The 16,912-nt window shown below is 38.0% G+C and carries 15 protein-coding genes; 4 read left to right on the forward strand and 11 right to left on the reverse strand.

The annotated features are described in order from the left end of the window. Positions 1-152: 152 nt before the first annotated feature. The 11 genes from PP175_RS26155 to PP175_RS26205 form a co-directional block, all read right to left on the reverse strand. The gene (locus PP175_RS26155; RefSeq protein ID WP_272444046.1) at positions 153-275 is read right to left on the reverse strand and encodes a hypothetical protein; all 123 of its coding nucleotides are present in this window, start codon (positions 273-275) and stop codon (positions 153-155) included. Between the two features lie 318 nt (positions 276-593). Further along, positions 594-1,121, reverse strand: a complete 528-nt coding sequence (locus tag PP175_RS26160; RefSeq protein WP_272444047.1) for a hypothetical protein — start codon at positions 1,119-1,121, stop codon at positions 594-596. Positions 1,122-1,229: 108 nt separating this feature from the next. After that, entirely contained in the window at positions 1,230-1,487 is a 258-nt protein-coding gene (locus tag PP175_RS26165) for a hypothetical protein (RefSeq protein WP_272444048.1), read from the reverse strand. A gap of 116 nt (positions 1,488-1,603) precedes the next feature. Continuing rightward, positions 1,604-1,837, reverse strand: coding sequence for a hypothetical protein (locus PP175_RS26170; RefSeq protein ID WP_272444049.1), 234 nt, complete (start codon positions 1,835-1,837; stop codon positions 1,604-1,606). 59 nt (positions 1,838-1,896) lie between these two features. Continuing rightward, the gene (locus PP175_RS26175; RefSeq protein WP_272444050.1) at positions 1,897-2,616 is read right to left on the reverse strand and encodes a helix-turn-helix domain-containing protein; all 720 of its coding nucleotides are present in this window, start codon (positions 2,614-2,616) and stop codon (positions 1,897-1,899) included. Positions 2,617-2,707: 91 nt separating this feature from the next. Further along, positions 2,708-2,893 (reverse strand): hypothetical protein, encoded by a 186-nt coding sequence (locus PP175_RS26180; protein WP_272444051.1) that lies wholly within the window; start codon positions 2,891-2,893, stop codon positions 2,708-2,710. 4 nt (positions 2,894-2,897) lie between these two features. Next, a complete protein-coding gene (locus PP175_RS26185; protein WP_272444052.1) occupies positions 2,898-3,227 on the reverse strand; it encodes a hypothetical protein in 330 nt (109 codons plus the stop codon). Between the two features lie 83 nt (positions 3,228-3,310). Then, the gene (locus PP175_RS26190) at positions 3,311-3,637 is read right to left on the reverse strand and encodes a hypothetical protein (RefSeq protein WP_272444053.1); all 327 of its coding nucleotides are present in this window, start codon (positions 3,635-3,637) and stop codon (positions 3,311-3,313) included. A 64-nt stretch (positions 3,638-3,701) separates the two neighbouring features. Beyond that, positions 3,702-4,295, reverse strand: coding sequence for a protein-tyrosine phosphatase family protein (locus PP175_RS26195; RefSeq protein WP_272444054.1), 594 nt, complete (start codon positions 4,293-4,295; stop codon positions 3,702-3,704). A gap of 62 nt (positions 4,296-4,357) precedes the next feature. Further along, on the reverse strand, positions 4,358-4,651 hold the full coding sequence (locus tag PP175_RS26200) for a hypothetical protein (protein WP_272444055.1): 294 nt from the start codon (positions 4,649-4,651) through the stop codon (positions 4,358-4,360). A 122-nt stretch (positions 4,652-4,773) separates the two neighbouring features. Beyond that, positions 4,774-7,314 (reverse strand): AAA family ATPase, encoded by a 2,541-nt coding sequence (locus PP175_RS26205; RefSeq protein ID WP_272444056.1) that lies wholly within the window; start codon positions 7,312-7,314, stop codon positions 4,774-4,776. Positions 7,315-7,490: 176 nt separating this feature from the next. Here PP175_RS26205 and PP175_RS26210 point away from each other — a divergent pair, with 176 nt between their 5' ends. The 4 genes from PP175_RS26210 (at position 7,491) to PP175_RS26225 (ending at position 16,750) form a co-directional block, all read left to right on the forward strand. Then, positions 7,491-8,396: a hypothetical protein gene (locus PP175_RS26210; RefSeq protein ID WP_272444057.1), complete on the forward strand. Its 906-nt coding sequence runs from the start codon at positions 7,491-7,493 to the stop codon at positions 8,394-8,396. Next, positions 8,324-10,207, forward strand: coding sequence for a hypothetical protein (locus tag PP175_RS26215; RefSeq protein WP_272444058.1), 1,884 nt, complete (start codon positions 8,324-8,326; stop codon positions 10,205-10,207). The genes PP175_RS26210 and PP175_RS26215 overlap by 73 nt, the downstream gene beginning before the upstream one ends. Positions 10,208-11,050: 843 nt before the next feature. Beyond that, on the forward strand, positions 11,051-13,885 hold the full coding sequence (locus PP175_RS26220) for a hypothetical protein (protein WP_272444059.1): 2,835 nt from the start codon (positions 11,051-11,053) through the stop codon (positions 13,883-13,885). 156 nt (positions 13,886-14,041) lie between these two features. Continuing rightward, a complete protein-coding gene (locus PP175_RS26225; RefSeq protein ID WP_272444060.1) occupies positions 14,042-16,750 on the forward strand; it encodes a hypothetical protein in 2,709 nt (902 codons plus the stop codon). Positions 16,751-16,912: the final 162 nt, after the last annotated feature.

Raw genomic sequence — 16,912 nt, forward strand, 5'->3', positions numbered from 1 at the left:
GAATGAGTAAGATGAGGATACTCACCTTCTTCCCTTTGTCCTATTAGCTTCCAAACATCTTAATTACTTAAGAAGCAGGTAATAGTAGGGTTACTCTGAATGGATAGAGTAGTCCGAGGGTCTATCTTTGTGATAGACTTGGACAGCCCGTATTAGAACTTTCCTGGTCGCACGTAATGGTTCTCGATGCTATCTTCTTTTCCATATAAATTCACTTTTGCATAGAAAGCAGTAAATCGCTTATCCCCTTTAGATGAACATTCCAAAACTTTCATTCCAATTCTCCTCTCTTTACATATCGGTTGATAGATACCTGTTTTATTCGTTTGTTTATTATAGTTCGCTTGTGTACAAAAAAATAAAGGGAACCGAGATTCCCTTTACTTAAAATTTCACAGCGTTTACATCAATAGAATCCAGGAGGATTGGGCATTTTTCTTTTTCCCCCATTCAATCGACTGATTTTATTCTCTATCGTAATAAGTTTAAGAATTTGATAAGTACTGTTCGGGTCACGTTGGCATCTCCTCTTCTGCCGATGCAAGATATCCAACTTCTTTTGCTTTTTCGATTTCAATAACTTCCGCTCCTCTCTAGTCTGAAAATATCTTATCCAGCATTTCTTTTTGATACACCATGAACTGTTCTAGCTTGGCGTTATATTCTTCTGCTAATGCGACTTTTTCAGGCGTTTTTCTTGTGACATATATGTCGTCTATTTTATAACGAGTCCATCCGTCATTGGCTAAAACAATTTTTTTATGAATGATTCCTTTTAATGCTTCGAGTCTATCTAATTTTGAAAACCGATTTCGTTCCCTATAAATGAGGTCTTCTTCTTTCTTTTCTTGCGGTTTTTTATATTCAATACCAAGGAAATCTTTTAGCACTTTTAGATGCCTGTTTTTTGTCCGTACAGCTTTATGGTAATCCCTATGTTCTTTGTCTTTTGCCTTCAAAATCTCCGTTACGTCATATTGGTTAACATGTAGTTGTGTGAGCTGGAATTGTTTATCCCATACACTTACCCATTCTTGCTGGTAGTGTCCAGTTGCTTGTCCAACGTAACCGCCAGTTGTTGAGTCCTTTACAATATACGTTCCGTTTTCTTCCCGTACCATTTCTTTCCCTCTGCTTCACGGTATTTTCTATAAGCGATTCTATCATTTAAACATTAATTAGTAAAATATTATTTACATATTCAAAACAAAAGAAAAAGCACAGAAGTTTTATCTGTGCCTTAGATGAAAAGAAAGATTCGGTTGGTATCTCATGAGTTTTTCTTTAATAACCACACCTAACGGTTTATCATAGGAATGTTCAACCAGACATGACGTACAAATCCACCCATGACTTTTCGATTTCTTCCATCCAATTTCCTGAACTTTCTTTTTGGGTTTAATGTTCGTTAAAAGGATTTCCCATTTATCGCATGTTCCACACCATATGATATATCGTTTCTCAACGCCCGATTTGAATAAATTCATGTTGTCAGTCACTCCTGGTGTTTTATTCTCTTTTCTTTTTATCGGTCTTTTGAGTTTGATATATAACGATTGAATGACCTCATTTAAACAAAAAAAGACTTCTCATTAAGTAGAAGTCAATCTTTTGCGTCTTCATAATCTTCTTGATAAGCTTCTTGAAGAAGTTTCGCTACATTACAAGCCTTTCGGGAATTCGTTCGATGGGTGATAAACCGTGCCCCTCCCGAATGACAAAGGTAAATACCAAAAAACGATTTTTTCTCTTTTTTCACCTCATAATAAACATCCCATCTACAAGGAAATTTCATCTGGAAACCTTTGTTGGTTTCAATTTGCTGTTCTTCTTTCATTGCCTTACCCCCTTAAAAGTTACACCTACTTCACTTGCTTAGTTATGATATGTATTCGGTTAACCCTTAATTGGAATAGCTCCAAATGCTCGTTGCATGCCATAATAGGTCACGAACCATGTCCCTTCGGATTTACGGTATTCTCCCTCTTTAAATCGACCACGCTCAATCGCTTTACGCACAACAGAGCGTTCAAATCCCCACAATGTAGCGGCTTCGGATGCTGATAACACTTGGTTTAAATCTGCAGATGGTTTCCCGATGACCACAAATGAAAGTCGCTCTATGCTTTGTTTTGTAACCACTCCCCAAAATATTTCGTCTGATGGTTCTTCGTTATCTTCATTGAATACCATGTAGTCTTCATTTTCTATTTTGCAATCGGTTGCTAACGCATACACAGCCCCAACTTCTTCTAATACTTGCATCGCTTCTTCGTACGTGTTAATTTGTTCTTGCCTTGATTTGCTTTCACTTCTATAAAGCTCGACATTAAATAACCGCTTCCTATCTTTTAACACCATTTCAAATCCTATATCTCCTACGTAATTGATGGTATGACGAATGTCAACTTTGGAAAGTGTCATATAGTTCATCACCATTTGTAAAAGGTTCTTAAAGGGCAGATTTCTTACATAGTCAGGAAAAACGAGTGTATCCAAATTCTTTTTCGTTTGTTTCTCTTTGACAAAATCAATCCATTCACGGTGAGTAAGATTACTTTCATCGACCGTTTCATCTAATTGCACAATCAATTCTTTCATGGTTACAGCATTCATACCGTTCACTTCCTAACATTAGGATTGGGTTGCTTCAATAGGAACTTTATATTCATGGCTATCTATCGTTAATGGGTGATTTTTATTACCTCTACTTATCTGTCTTTCTTCTTTTAACGATTATTTCAATTTTATCTCCCTCTTGAGTGAGGAAATTTGACAATGAATCAATTCCAGTTAATAAATCTCCTGCTTCTTGTGTTTTTCCATTTTCCTCTGCTACATACCAACCTTGTTGTGCTTTCACTATAGTTCCTTTAAACTTGAAAATTTGCATTTACCTACACCTCTTCCGAGAAAGGTTCCAGATAGCTAACCTGTTTTCCATGTGCTTTAGCATACGCAATTTCATTACGGGTACTGCTACCAATATAGCCACCCACATTGACCACATAAATTTCATCCGCCATATCAATCTTTTTCAGGTGAATCAGGTCTAAATCAGCCTTTTGTTGTTCTGTAAGGACAAGCCCTTTCGCATGTCCAAAAACACCGCATGAGATAACGACATTTCCTGCTAATGTTAAACGTTCGTTTAATTGCTCATACTCTTTTTGAAATTTTGTTGACCCACAAAGGGTAATGACTTTTATATTCTCTTTATCTAGCATGTTGATTTACTCCTTTATTTGTTTTTGTTCATTTTTCGATTAAACGCACTACATATGGACGAATCAAAAAAAATCTTTGTCCATTAGAGAATTTCGATTTGTCTATAGCATTTATGCAATTCCATCTGTCCATCGTCTCCATCAACAACCGCTACTTTTATAAAATCATTCATCGTTACTTGATAAATGAAATCACTGTCATCAAATTTTACTGAATCGGAGAAGAAAATTTCTTTATTATTTTTATCGAAAAAACCTGTTGTTTGGTCGCAACTAACAACATTCCAAACATTCGTATCAATTGGAAAATGTAATATTCCATTCATTTCTGACATCAAAGAAGTTACAATCGTTATTTCTTCCCCATCTGCTTTGGTTTTTAATTTAATTCTAAATTTATCATTTAACATATCCTATACTCCTTCAAATTCAGTTTGCCATATGGGTCTTCATCACAACCAAAGTACAAGGTAGTCATCTATTTTTCTGAAAATCTATTTCTGATTGTTTCGTTTCGTATGTTTTGAGGTACTCTATAAATGGCTTAAACGCCTTATCTGGTTTAAACCCGTACCGTTTTCTTTTCAGGCGGTTCCAGGCTTCATCAAATCCCTGTTCTTCACTGAGTAACCACAAAACAAATGTGGCACTTCTCGATTTCCCCTCATGACAAGTAATAAGAAATCCATCTTCTTGTGTTCTGGCATCTACTAACCGTTTGGCTACTTTCCAAGACGATTTTGCTCGTTCCAAGTCACCATCCCTAAATGGAATCGATATATAGGTAACAGAAGACGGAATATAAATTTTACGGTTATCCTGTCGGCTATCTCGAAAATCAATCCAGATATTCACTTTGGGTTGAACCTCAATCGTTTTTCCTTCCATCAAAGCCTTTTTATCCTGAAACGTAAAATCTCTCCCATACAGAGGAACGTCCACATCATCTTCTCCGCCGACCCACAGCCAATCGGATATTCTCGTGATACCAATCCCATAAACATCCGCTAAATCATAAATGTTATCATAAAGGTTAAACGACATCATTTCCCCTCCTTTTTTCTTCAACTAATCCTTCTGAAACGGTAATTGCATCTCTTGAAACAAACCGATTTGTAGCCCAATGGTTGTTATGGTTGCTCCGTCCCTTCTATCTCAGTAGTTCTATTCTTGTTTATTGCTTCAAAGTCTGAATCAATCCACTTCTCTGCCGCTTCACAAGCCGATTCAAGGGTTGGGTACTCACCGTATGTAGTTGGTTTCCAATGCGAGTTAAAGGATGTCCCTTGTGGTGTCTTAATCGAGAAATAATGATATGGATGACCTGGTGTATAAATCACTTCCGCTACATATTTTTTCTTTCGCCCTCTATGGATAATTCGTCTGTCCCAAACGTCTTTGTTTTCTAATTTCCTGAATTTCATACCGAACCCCCTTTTTAATTTTTCCTCAATTCGTGTCTTATAAACAAAGTATAGCACCGTCCTCAATTCGTGTCAATGCTTATAGTCAATGAAAAACAGGAACGTTTTTGTTCATTCCTGTTTCAGCTTGTCATTTCAACAAGACGTTCTTTAAGGCTGGTGTAACGTTTTCTCGTCTTTTGTGTGCGAATCGCATGAAGAATAGAAGCCGCTTGTCCAACCACCACAGAAAAATTTTGCGCTCTGGTATAACCTGTATAAAACAGATTGTTATCAAGCATGTGGTAATTTTCTTTCATAATCGGGATAATCACCGCTCGCCACTGGCTCCCCTGCGATTTGTGGATAGTGAGGGCGAAAGCGTGGTCTAGTTCAGCAAAGTGGTCATCATAAAAGACATATCCATCTTCATAGCGCACGATGATTCGTGTTTTATACGGGTCACTCTTTTTACCCTTGACGATATCTTCAATAACCCCAGTTTCCCCATTTGTGATACCTGTCATCTCATAATCTTGGTGATAAATAGCAAACTTGTCTTTGATATACCAAAGCATGTCATAGTTATTGCGAATATGAATAACTTTATCGCCTCGTTTAAAAAAGAGATTCACCAACTCTTCCTTTTTCGTACGATGATTGAATACCGCAATTTTTTTATTAAGCACCTTGGTATCTTCATTATCGGGGTTAAATTCCTGCTGTATGAGATAATTCATCGCATAGGTTCCCACTAAACTACTCTTTTGAGGACATAAAACCTGAATATCTTCTATACCATAATGCTTGACTTTCTGTACTTCTCGAATGGATTTAATGAGGGCGAGTTGCGCATCAAGCATGGATTCTTTTCGAAGCACAAAGGCATCTTGGGTATCGTGACAGGTTGAAATCATTTCACCCGCAATCATACGATTCGCATTACGGATAATCCCTGAATCTTTTCCTTGTCGTTTCACGACGTTTAACGTTACAATTCTAAGCACATGACTTTCAATAAGGTCAAGTAGCACATTCCCCGCTCCCACACTTGGTAGCTGTTTAGTATCTCCCAAGAAAATCACTTTCGTTTCATCTGGAATGGCAGAAAGAAGGTTTTTCGCAAGCAAAATATCCACCATCGAACTTTCATCCACCACAATGCAATCGGCATCAAGCGGATTGCTTTCATTGTGTTCAAACCCTGCATCAGGTTTGAATTTTAATCCACGATGAATGGTCATACAGGCTATCCCTGTTGCTTTTCCTGCTACCTTACTCGCCTTTCCAGTGGGGGCAAAAACTTTCACATCTAATCTACGGTTTAATTTTTCATATTGCATCGCAAGAACACGAAGAATGAGATTTAAACTAAAGGTTTTGCCACACCCTGCACTTCCGTTAAGAATGAAAAATCCTCCCTTTCCCCTGGTGAATTCGATTACCGCTTCTCGTTGTTTTTCCTCCAAAGAAATGCCTTCTGATTTTAAAAGTTGATTGAGGTCTTCTTCCGCATTTGTAAATTCTTTGGTGCTGTTATGGGTTAAGGCAATAACCCGTGAGGCAACCTTTCGTTCCGCCTCATAGATGTCAGGAAGGTAAACCTTGTCGTCATCCACGATGACTTTATTTTGAGTCGCTAGGTTGTCCAATTCTTTTTGAATATCAGAGCGGTTAGTGCGAATCACAACAAATCGTTTCTTCTCTTTCTCGAAGCGGTTTGTTTCATAACGGTATTGTTTAAATTGTTGCGAAAGCTGTTTGTACCGTATGGGAAAAACAAATCCCCCAATCTGATAGTAAATCGTATCTTTTCCTCGATAATCTTTCAGTAACGTCACCATTTCTTCTTCAGTAAGACGAACGGTAAGCACTTCTTTGGCTCGTTCCAGCATCTCCTCCGTAGGTAAATAGCAATGTCCTTGTGAAGTGGCTTCTTTTAGAATATGACGAATAGCCTCCTGTATCCGATACATTCCCTGTGGGTCATACCCAAAGTCTCTGGCAATCTTATCGGCTTTCTCAAAAGCAAAGGTTGGGAATTCATCCGTGAGAAGAAAAGGATTTTGTTTGATTTTCTCTAGTACACCCTCTTTATATCGTTCAAACAATTTTTTCGCTTGTCGTAAGTTAAGTCCAAACTCCAATAACTGATTTAAAGAATCCTGACTTTCTTCCGATTTTTGAATCGTGTCCTGCCAACTTAACACGGATTTTTTTTCAATCTCATTGACTTCATTGGCAATTTTATTAGGGTCTTTCGCTACGAGGTCGAGGACTTCTTCTCCATACAATTCATAGAGATATTCCACATTTTTATAAAGTCCATCGAAGTTTTTTAGGTACGCAACAATTCCGTTTTTAGTCACAGGACGAGTCACTTTTGCAATCTCTACGGACAGTTGTTTCTCTCCCCTAAAATCGACGACTTTACCTTTCATTTCATAGGTGTTGCCTAAGAGTAAAGCGGTAGGAAAAATTCCCGATACTTTTATTCGGTCACCTTTTTCGTCTTCTCCCTGATAAATACCATATCCGCTTTCTTCTCGGTAGGTAAAAGCCCGTTCAATTACAATTTTTTTCGTTAAGAATGTATAGAGGGGAATTTCTTCTAACGCATCTAATTTATGATTGGTAATTCCGAAGTTAAAACCACCGCCAGGAGCCTCTTTAATTTCAAACATTATGTCTCTCTCCTTTCTTTCTTTTTTATCCTATGTAGAAGGAATTGGTTACATAAGAGTTTTATTGTTTAGTCACCTTTATTCTAATTGACTATATGTTATAATACCATTTATATTGTTTATAATTTATTTTAAAACTTTATATTTACCTATAATTAGAAAGGGGTTCTTAAATCTTGAAAAAAAATACAAAGAAAATGACAAAGATGCTGACGGGAGGTGTCTTAGCTACTTCCCTATTATCTCCAGTAGTCGCCTCACCCTTAACCGTTCATGCCGCCACTTCTGCAAGCGTGAGCGATTCACAAAGCCAGCTACCTAAATTCACATCCTTTACAGACCTTCCAGGAATAAGCGATAATGCATATTCTGCAACTAAGGCGACCGTTTCTGCTAAAACTATAGATAATGGCATAATCGCCATCCAATGGAATGGTTATACAAACTGGAGGGACAATCTTGTAAAAATAGACGCATCAGGAAAAATTGTATCTAGAGCCGTTTTGCCCGACAAAGATTTTGTTGCAAAAGGCATTACACAAGCACCAGATGGAAATTTCATTGTCGTGGGTTCTACCTATGATTGGGGTTGGAATCGGAATTGGAACGTAATTACAAAATTCGATGTAAATGGTCATCAAATTTGGAGCACGAATGTTCCAATCGATATGGGTATTGGTATAAACGCCGTGGCAAAAACTTCTGATGGAAATTATATCGGCGTGGGACCGCATGGGTGGACTAAATTTGATGACAATGGAAAAGTGATATGGACTAATTTTGATACCCAAGCTTTTACATTGACTTCTGCCACGCCTACTTCCGATGGTGGAGTTATAGCCGCTGGTTATCTCGCTTCACATGGTTCAAAAACGTCAGTCATTGTTCGTATCGATGGCAAGGGAAATGAAGTTTGGAAAAAATATTTTAATCCAAGCGTGGAAAATGCTTTCAATGGAATCGCTCCCACATCCGATGGCGGATTTGTAGTATCAGGGATTGACCGTGAATGGGATTTAATGGGTATGGTGGAATTGCAAAATATGACGCAAACGGAAACCAAATATGGTGGAAAAAAGTAGATTCTCAACTCGCTTCGGTAAGCTCTACTTCCGATGGATTTCTAGTTGGAGCCATGCAACGTAGCTTGATTCCAGCCATCATTAAATATGATAATAACGGAAACAAACAGTGGCTCTTAAATAATACCTCTCACTACGCTTCCAATTACTATGATTTATCTGCAAGGAATGTTTCCCAGATACTTCTGATTTCTGACAATGAATTTGTTGCACTGGATGGATATGGTTTTAATCATTACAATGGTGGCGGAAATTCTATTCAATCCATCAACACTTCTTTAAATCAACTTAAAACCTCATTAAATCAAGCTGACCTGGATAAAGTAATGGCGTTAATTAACGCTCTTCCTGATAGCACTCCTGAAAAGGCTACGCTATTACTTCAAGCCAAAGCCATCCAAGCCCAAATTGATGTAAAAACCCTTACCAGTAGCGTTAATCAAGCGGATTTAACGAACTTAACTACGGTCAATCAGCTTCAAACAAAAATAGATTCGGTTTCGGCTTCTGTAAATCAATACGTAACGGACGCTACCCTAAAAGCAAACTTGTTACAACAAATTGTTGTGTTACAAGAAAAAGTTAATGAAGCCAAAGGAACCCTTATGGTTGTGGACGCTGAAAACACTGCTTCTGCAGGTTTAACTACGCTCGATTCGGTTACATTAGCACAAGGCAAAGTGGATACGGCTACCGATTTTATCAACAACAAGGTAACAGACAAAACTGTACAGTCCACTCTCAACCAACGTCTAGCGGTGGTTCAAGAGAAAATCAACGAAGGCAAAGCGACCATTTTAACTGGACAAGCTGAAAATGACCTCACTAGTGATAGCGTGACGCTTGCTCAATCCGCAATCGATACGGTTAAGGATACAACCGTAAAAGACAGCCTACAAGCTCGATTAAATGTGGTTAAACAAGTCATTCAAGCCACGGATGACACCAACAAATTAAAGGATTCACTCTCCTCATTTGAAAAGACTTTAAACCAAACGGATTTATCCAAAGCGAATTTCAATAATCAGAATGTGTTAGATAGGTTGAAAAATATTTTCAAAGGCAACTATAAGCCTGCACTTACGGTTATGGACACGCTCAAAGCTTCATTGAAAGACATTCAAACCCAAGCAGATGTGGTCGCAAAAGAAGTTACAGCCTTACCTGACAGTACCGTGGCGACTATTGTTCAACGCAAAGCGGATTTAAATACGCAAGTGAACAACGTGCAACAGGTGTCGAATGTCCTTAAAGCTATTTTGGATGCAAACTCCATAGGTGGTCAGAATGAGCATGGAAATATCGAATCTGCTCTCCAGTTAGAGAATGAACATAATAAAGCGATGAAATCAGTTAAGCCAAATGTCAACTATCTGCTTGCAAGAGAAGCCATTCACCTATCTGCTAATAAGAATTTGTATGATGTAACCATGCCTGTCTTGCCTTCCAAAGAAAACATTAAAGCGAATGGAGAACAATCTGCTTCCGCTACAACAGGCAGTATTTTTGAGAAGAATCACTTTGCGAACGATGGCATTGCACCTCAACCAAAAACGGTTATACTCGGCTCCATTCTTACTGACAAACTTGGAGCGAAACAAGACATCCACTTCTTATCTGTGAACCATTCGTTGGCAACAATGGACGACCAGGGAAACACCACACTCCAGTACAAAACCTTAACGGTTCATGGCAAAGAGGTTAAGCTGTTACTACAGGGTATGGATAACCTCATTGCGTACAGTTCGAAAGGCTATATCGATATCTACACCCTTATTAATCAAGGACATTCTCAACCAAACGAAAAATGATAAACAAGGATGACGAGAATTATCTCGTCATTTCAGAGTGTATACAAAATCACTTTTTCAAATAGAGAGCTAAAGAAAAAGGCTATACGGATTATTGAGTTGAAAACAATAGGTTCAAGTATTGCAAAAATATTTCAATCTAAAGTTGAATAGTCGTACTGTTTAGCAGTTAATTACGTTCAAGTAAAGCAAAATCATAGTTTGATTCGAATCGTATTGTTAGTTGTGGGTTTACATCATTTCCTAGATACCCAAGCAAACATTTTGCATTTAAAATCCAACTCTGTATTTACATCTTCTAAACGAAAATATTAGGGAACACCTGTAATGCATGATTTATAATGCTCTTTAAAGCAATTTCTTGGTTTAAATGTTCGATTTGGCTCATTATAATTCTCCTTTATTAAGGTGAAGAGATTTCAACACGATAATCCGATTTGCAATGATTTGCAAAGTCTATTTCAACACGTTATTCCGAATAACCAAGAAAAAGTGGTTTTTGTTTCTTTATTACAGTATATCTAGATGAATTTCAGTGATATACAACTATATGTTGATTTGAAAATTAAGGAAGAAAGTGGCTGTCGACAAAGTCGACAGCCAGGGATGAAGAGAATTATCTCGTCATTTTTTTATTGGAACGAACGCTTGTTTCTTGCTCGTTAGGTATATACTTGACACAATTTTTATAATAAAAAGATTATATCGCTCTCTGTTAGGACCAATCTAATTTCATTTTCGTTATTTTATTGACTGTAAAGTATTATATTATTAATATTGATTATAGTAATAATATATTTAATAAAAATCATAACAGGATAAAGAAAGGAGCAATACATTTACATGAAGAAAAACTCAAAGCAAATTACGAAGATGGTAACAGGGGGTGTATTAGCCGCATCGTTACTACTTCCACTTGTTCCACAATCCGCTCATGCGTCAATGAATCAGCAATTCTTATCAACTTTTGGCGGAAGTGGAAGTGATTATTTTAATTCCGTAGTCTCTACTACTGATGGCGGGTATGTTGCCGTAGGAAATTCCAATTCAACAAATTTTGATATGACAGGAATTAATAACGGGGCAAATGATGCTATTCTAGTTAAATATGATTCAAACGGACAAAAAGTTTGGGTAAAATCGTTCGGAGGAAGCAAAGATGATTACTTTACTGGTGTAACTCCAACTCCAGATGGTGGTTATATGGCTGTTGGTTACACAGCTTCATCAGATAAGGATTTGGCAGGACTAAAACCTAAAAACGGTTGGTATGATGCTATTCTTGTTAAATTTGATTCACAAGGTAATAAACAATGGTTTAAAAGTCTAGGTGACGCTAATTTTACTGCAATCAAACCTACCTCAGACGGTGGATATATTGTGTCAGGCAGTTCCAATGGACAAGCCATTTTGGTTAGATACGATGCAAATGGAAATCAATTGTGGGAGAAATCTTTTGGTGGAAGCGGGGATGACAATTTTAAATCAGTCACCGCAACTACTGGTGGAGGGGTCATTGCTGTAGGGTCTTCCATGTCAACGGATGGTGATATGACTGGATTAAACCATAGTCGATACAGAGAAGATGCCATTGCTGTAAAATTTGATGCGAATGGAAATAAAATTTGGACAAAATCATTTGGTGGAACTTATGATGATTATTTCAACTCGGTTACACAGACATTGGATGGAGCATTCGTCGCAGTAGGTTATACAACTTCTGTTGATGGAGATTTAAAAGGGTTGAATAAAGGGGGCAATGATGGTTTTCTTATAAAATTTGATACAAATGGGAACAAGATTTGGGCAAATACGTTCGGCGGAAGTAAAGATGACTATTTCTACTCCGTAAGTCCATCTTCTGATGGGGGAGTTTCAGTTGTAGGATTATCCTATTCAATTGACAAAGATATGACAGGGTTAAATAAAGGAAGTGCCGATGGCATTGTTGTTAAATACGATGCAAACGGTAATAAAGTCGATACAAAATCCTTTGGAGGCAGTCAATATGATTTGTTTAATTCCGTAGCCTATTCCTCCAATGGTGGTTTCGTGGTCGCTGGAGCTACAGGGTCAAGTGATGGAGATGTTAAAGGACAAACGCTCATGGGCGGATATGATGCTATTTTGGTTTCCTATGCCGACGGTGTTTCTCTACAAACCCAAGTACAGAATGCCATCAATGCACTTAATCAAGCCAAAGCATCCTTAACCCAAAGCAATCTAGACCAAGCCTTAAAATTAATCAATACCCTTCCTGATAGTTACACTGGAAAACAAGATTTGTTAAACCAAGAAAAATTCTTACAAGCTCAACTGGATGTGAATACGCTCACCACACAGATTTCACAAGCCGACTTAACCAGCCAGGATGTGATTACCCAACTTAAAACCAAATTGGATGCCACCACAACTTCGGTGAATCAAAATGTGACGGATGCTACACTCAAAGCAAATCTCCTACAACAATTAGCCAATCTCCAAGAAAAACTGAATGAATCCCAAGCAACACTTCTCGTTGTAGATGCTGAAAATACCGCTTCTGCTGGATTAACCACGCTAGACTCGGTTACTTTGGTACAAAGCAAGGTTGATGTAGCAACTGACTTTATCAACAAAAAAGTGACGGATACATCCGTACAGTCGTCTCTCAACCAACGTTTAGCTATCGTTCAAGAGAAAATCAATGAAGCCAAAGCTACCCTTTTGACTGCTCAAGCAGAAAATGACCTGACCAGCGATTGCGTTACGCTTGCTCAATCGGCTGTCGATACTGTTGGGAATGCAACAGTAAAAGATGCCCTGCAAGTTAGATTAAATGTGGTCAAACAAGTCATCCAAGCGACAGACGATGTAAACAAATTGAAAGCTTCTCTTACCTCATTTGAAACCACTTTAGCTCAAACTGATTTATCAAAACCTACGGATGACAAGTTAAACTTATTCGATAAAGTGAAAAATTTGCTTAAAGGAAACGTGAAAGCCAACCCGTCCGTCATGGATACACTCCAAGCCTCTTTGAAAGACATTCAAACCGAAGCCGTAGTTGTGGCAAATGAAGTTACCGCCCTGCCAGACAGCACAATAGATACCATTGCTCAACGAAAAGCAGATTTAAATAACCAGGTGTCCAACGTGCAACAAGTGTCAAACGTACTCAAAGCGATTTTGGATGCTCATTCTAAATCCGTTCAGGAAGAACATGGCGACATCAAAACGTTTCTGCCTACAAAAAATGTTTACCTTCTTGGAAAAGAAAGGATTCATATTTCTTCCAACACGAATTTGTATGATGTTACCCTCCCTACCTTCCCTGCTAAAGATGTAAAAGTCGAGGCAAAAGAAGCTCCTTCGGTTTCAGTAGGAAGCATCTTTGAAAAGAATCACTTTGCAAACGACGGTTTAGCACTTCAACCGCAGACCGTTACACTTGGTTCTGTTCTTACAGACAAACTTGGAGCGAAAGAAGACATACACTTCTTGTCTATCAATCATTCTTTGGCAACAATGGATGACCAGGGCAATGCGACCTTACGATACAAAACATTGACCGTACACGGTGAGGTAGTAAAAGTATTAATCCAAGGTCAAGATAACCTTATTGCGTACAGTTCCAAAGGGTATATCAACATCTTTACAAACATTAACCAAGGACATACTCTAGCAAAAACAAAATAGAACAACCAGAGGCGAGAAATTTAATCTCGCCTTTTTTAATGTCCTTTCCTAATTTGCTAAATAGGTTTATTTTTATTGACTATATGTTATAATTTATTTATTATTGTTTATAATTTATTTTATTTAATCAACAAATAGAAAGGGGTAATTTAAATCTTGAAAAAAAATTCCAAGAAAATGTCAAAAATGATAACAGGAGTTGTTTTAACCGCCTCGTTATTAGTTCCACTCGTACCACAATCTGCTCATGCAGAAGTAAACAAATCAATGATTGCATCATTCGGAGGAAGTGGCTATGACAAATTTAAATCGGTAACACCTACACCTGACGGTGGGTATATTGCAGTCGGTGAAAGCAGGTCAAATGACAAAGATATGGCTGGAATCAGCAAAGGTTTCTTAGATTCAACCGTTGTGAAATTTGACTCTAGCGGTAAAAAAGTATGGTCAAAATCATACGGTGGAACACAAGCTGACTCTTTTGCGTCAATTGTTCCTACTCCTGATGGCGGATATCTTACAGTTGGCTATTCTAACGGAATTGATGGTGATTTCTCTAAAGGTAGTCACGGAAACAACGATGCGGTGGTTATTAAATTAGATGCGAATGGCAATAAGGTTTGGACAAAGAGTTTTGGAGGAAGTGCAAGTGACCAGTTTGATAAAGTGATTCTCACATCTGATGGAGGATTCGTTGTTGTTGGTCGTTCCGAATCAAATGACCAGGACATGCAAGGTCTTTCTAAAGGTCAAGCCGATGCTATCATTGTGAAATATGATGCGAACGGAACTAAACTATGGTCTAAAGTCTTTGGCGGAAGTCAAACTGACAATTTTTACAGTGTTGCCCCAACAGCAGATGGTGGAGTTATTGCCGTTGGTACTTCTTCTTCTCATGATGGCGACACCACGAAAATGAATCTTCCGTATATTCCTAATGGTGTTAGCTATGCAATTGCCCTAAAGTATGATTCGAAAGGCAATCAAGTATTTGCAAAACCCTATCTTGGTTTAAGCAGTAACTACCCCATTTTCAGAGATATCGTGCCTTCTACAGATGGTGGGTTCCTTGTGGCTGGTTTTGTTAATGTAGGTTACGGTAGCAATAAAGGATATATAGCAAAACTAGATGCAAATGGTCAGTATTTGTGGGAAAAAACATTTGGTGGAACAAATTCTACTTCTTTTTATTCTGTAACCCCTACTTCTGATGGTGGATGTATCGCAGTAGGTGAATCCTTTTCATCTGATGGTGATATGAAGGGGCTTAAGAAGGGATACGAAGACGCGGTTGCAGTGAGATATGACGCAAATGGAAATAAGTTAGAAACTACCGTCTTGAATGTCACAAATAGTGGTAGTTCATCGTTCTACTCCATAGCCAAAGGGAATGATGGCGGATTTGTTGTAGTAGGTGAATCAGATTCTACAAATGGTGATTTGGCAGGGATGAACAAAGGTGGGCAAGATGCTATTCTCGTTAAATATGCCGATGGCGTTTCGTTACAAACCCTTATCCAAAATGCGACAACCGCTTTAAATCAAGCAAAAAAAGATTTATCACAATCAAGCTTAGATAATGCTGTAAAAGCCATCAACCTTATTTCAGATACCTACGCAGGTAAACAGGATTTGTTAAAGCAAGCAAAATCTATTCAAGCGCAAATCGATGTGAATACCTTAACCGCCAAAATTGGGCAAGCAGATTTGACTAATTTAGATATCATCAACCAGTTACAAACCCAACTGGATACCACAACCACTTCCGTAAATCAAAATGTAACGGACACCACATTAAAAGCCAATCTGGTACAGCAACTAGCCACGCTACAAGAAAAACTTAATGAAGCTAAAGCCACTATTTTAACAGGACAAGCAGAAACAAACCTAACGACTGACAGTGTAGCCCTTGCTCAATCGGCTATCGATACGGTTAACGATACCAGCGTAAAAGATGCTCTGCAAACTCGAATAAATGTAGTCAAGCAAGTGCTTCAAGCGACTGATGATGTGAACAAATTGAAAGATTCCCTTACTTCTTTTGAAACCACATTAAACCAAACAGATTTAGCAAAAGCTACAGATGTTAAGCTAAATATATTGGATAAGATTAAAAATGTACTGAAAGGAAATGCCTCTACGACTCCTTCTGTAATGGACAACCTCCAATCTTCTTTAAAGGACATTCAGACTCAAGAAGTTGTGGTTGAAAATGAAGTCACTTCGCTTCCTGATAGCACAGTTGCTACCATTTCTCAACGAAAAACCGATTTAACTACGCAAGTGACCAATGTCCAACAGGTATCCAATGTCATTAAAGCCATTTTGGATGCCAACTCAAAGGGTGGGCATGAGGAACATGGCGATTTAAATTCTGCTCTATCGTTTGAAAATGAACACAATGAAAAAGCTAAAACTAGCGTAAACTATCTGATTGCTAGACAAATGATTCACCTTTCCGCTAATGCCAATCTATATGATGTAGCAATTCCCGTATTCCCTTCTAAAGAAGAAAAAGCGAATGTGGAAAATTCTGCTTTGGCTTCAAAAGGCAACCCCATTGAAAAAAATCATTTCGCTAACGACGGTGTCAGCCTTCAACCAAAAAGCGTTACACTTGGTTCTATTCTTACCGACAAACTTGGAGGCAAAGAAGACATTCACTTCTTATCTGTTAATCATTCTTTGGCAACAATGGATGACCAAGGAAACACCGCACTTCAATACAAAACCTTGACCGTACACGGTAAAGAGGTAAAAGTATTAGACCAAGGTATGGATAACCTGATTGCCTACAGTTCCAAAGGCTATATCGATGTCTACGCCCTTATCTCACAAGCACATTTGGAATCAAACGAAAAATAAAAAGAACACAAGGACGAGATACTTTGATAAAAAGTCATTCTCGTCTTTTTTCATCCATCTTTCCTATCCTATTTTTTATTAAAAGTGTTTTTCACTCGTTTTGGTTTCCAGAACTGGTATTGGATTTTTCGCAATTTTTTCCAACAGGAGATACACAATCCC

Origin of the sequence: Aneurinibacillus sp. Ricciae_BoGa-3 (assembly GCF_028421645.1) — a bacterium.
In the GTDB taxonomy this organism is placed as follows: Bacteria; Bacillota; Bacilli; order Aneurinibacillales; family Aneurinibacillaceae; genus Aneurinibacillus_B.

What these genes read in the sequence shown, in the direction of transcription:
- PP175_RS26215 (WP_272444058.1), top strand. Translation starts at nt 8,324, where the DNA reads ATGGGATTTAATGGGTATGGTGGAATTGCAAAATATGACGCAAACGGA.
- PP175_RS26180 (WP_272444051.1), bottom strand. Translation starts at nt 2,893, where the DNA reads ATGCAAATTTTCAAGTTTAAAGGAACTATAGTGAAAGCACAACAAGGT.
- PP175_RS26155 (WP_272444046.1), bottom strand. Translation starts at nt 275, where the DNA reads ATGAAAGTTTTGGAATGTTCATCTAAAGGGGATAAGCGATTTACTGCT.
- PP175_RS26190 (WP_272444053.1), bottom strand. Translation starts at nt 3,637, where the DNA reads ATGTTAAATGATAAATTTAGAATTAAATTAAAAACCAAAGCAGATGGG.
- PP175_RS26220 (WP_272444059.1), top strand. Translation starts at nt 11,051, where the DNA reads ATGAAGAAAAACTCAAAGCAAATTACGAAGATGGTAACAGGGGGTGTA.
- PP175_RS26160 (WP_272444047.1), bottom strand. Translation starts at nt 1,121, where the DNA reads ATGGTACGGGAAGAAAACGGAACGTATATTGTAAAGGACTCAACAACT.
- PP175_RS26170 (WP_272444049.1), bottom strand. Translation starts at nt 1,837, where the DNA reads ATGAAAGAAGAACAGCAAATTGAAACCAACAAAGGTTTCCAGATGAAA.
- PP175_RS26200 (WP_272444055.1), bottom strand. Translation starts at nt 4,651, where the DNA reads ATGAAATTCAGGAAATTAGAAAACAAAGACGTTTGGGACAGACGAATT.
- PP175_RS26205 (WP_272444056.1), bottom strand. Translation starts at nt 7,314, where the DNA reads ATGTTTGAAATTAAAGAGGCTCCTGGCGGTGGTTTTAACTTCGGAATT.
- PP175_RS26185 (WP_272444052.1), bottom strand. Translation starts at nt 3,227, where the DNA reads ATGCTAGATAAAGAGAATATAAAAGTCATTACCCTTTGTGGGTCAACA.
- PP175_RS26175 (WP_272444050.1), bottom strand. Translation starts at nt 2,616, where the DNA reads ATGAATGCTGTAACCATGAAAGAATTGATTGTGCAATTAGATGAAACG.
- PP175_RS26165 (WP_272444048.1), bottom strand. Translation starts at nt 1,487, where the DNA reads ATGAATTTATTCAAATCGGGCGTTGAGAAACGATATATCATATGGTGT.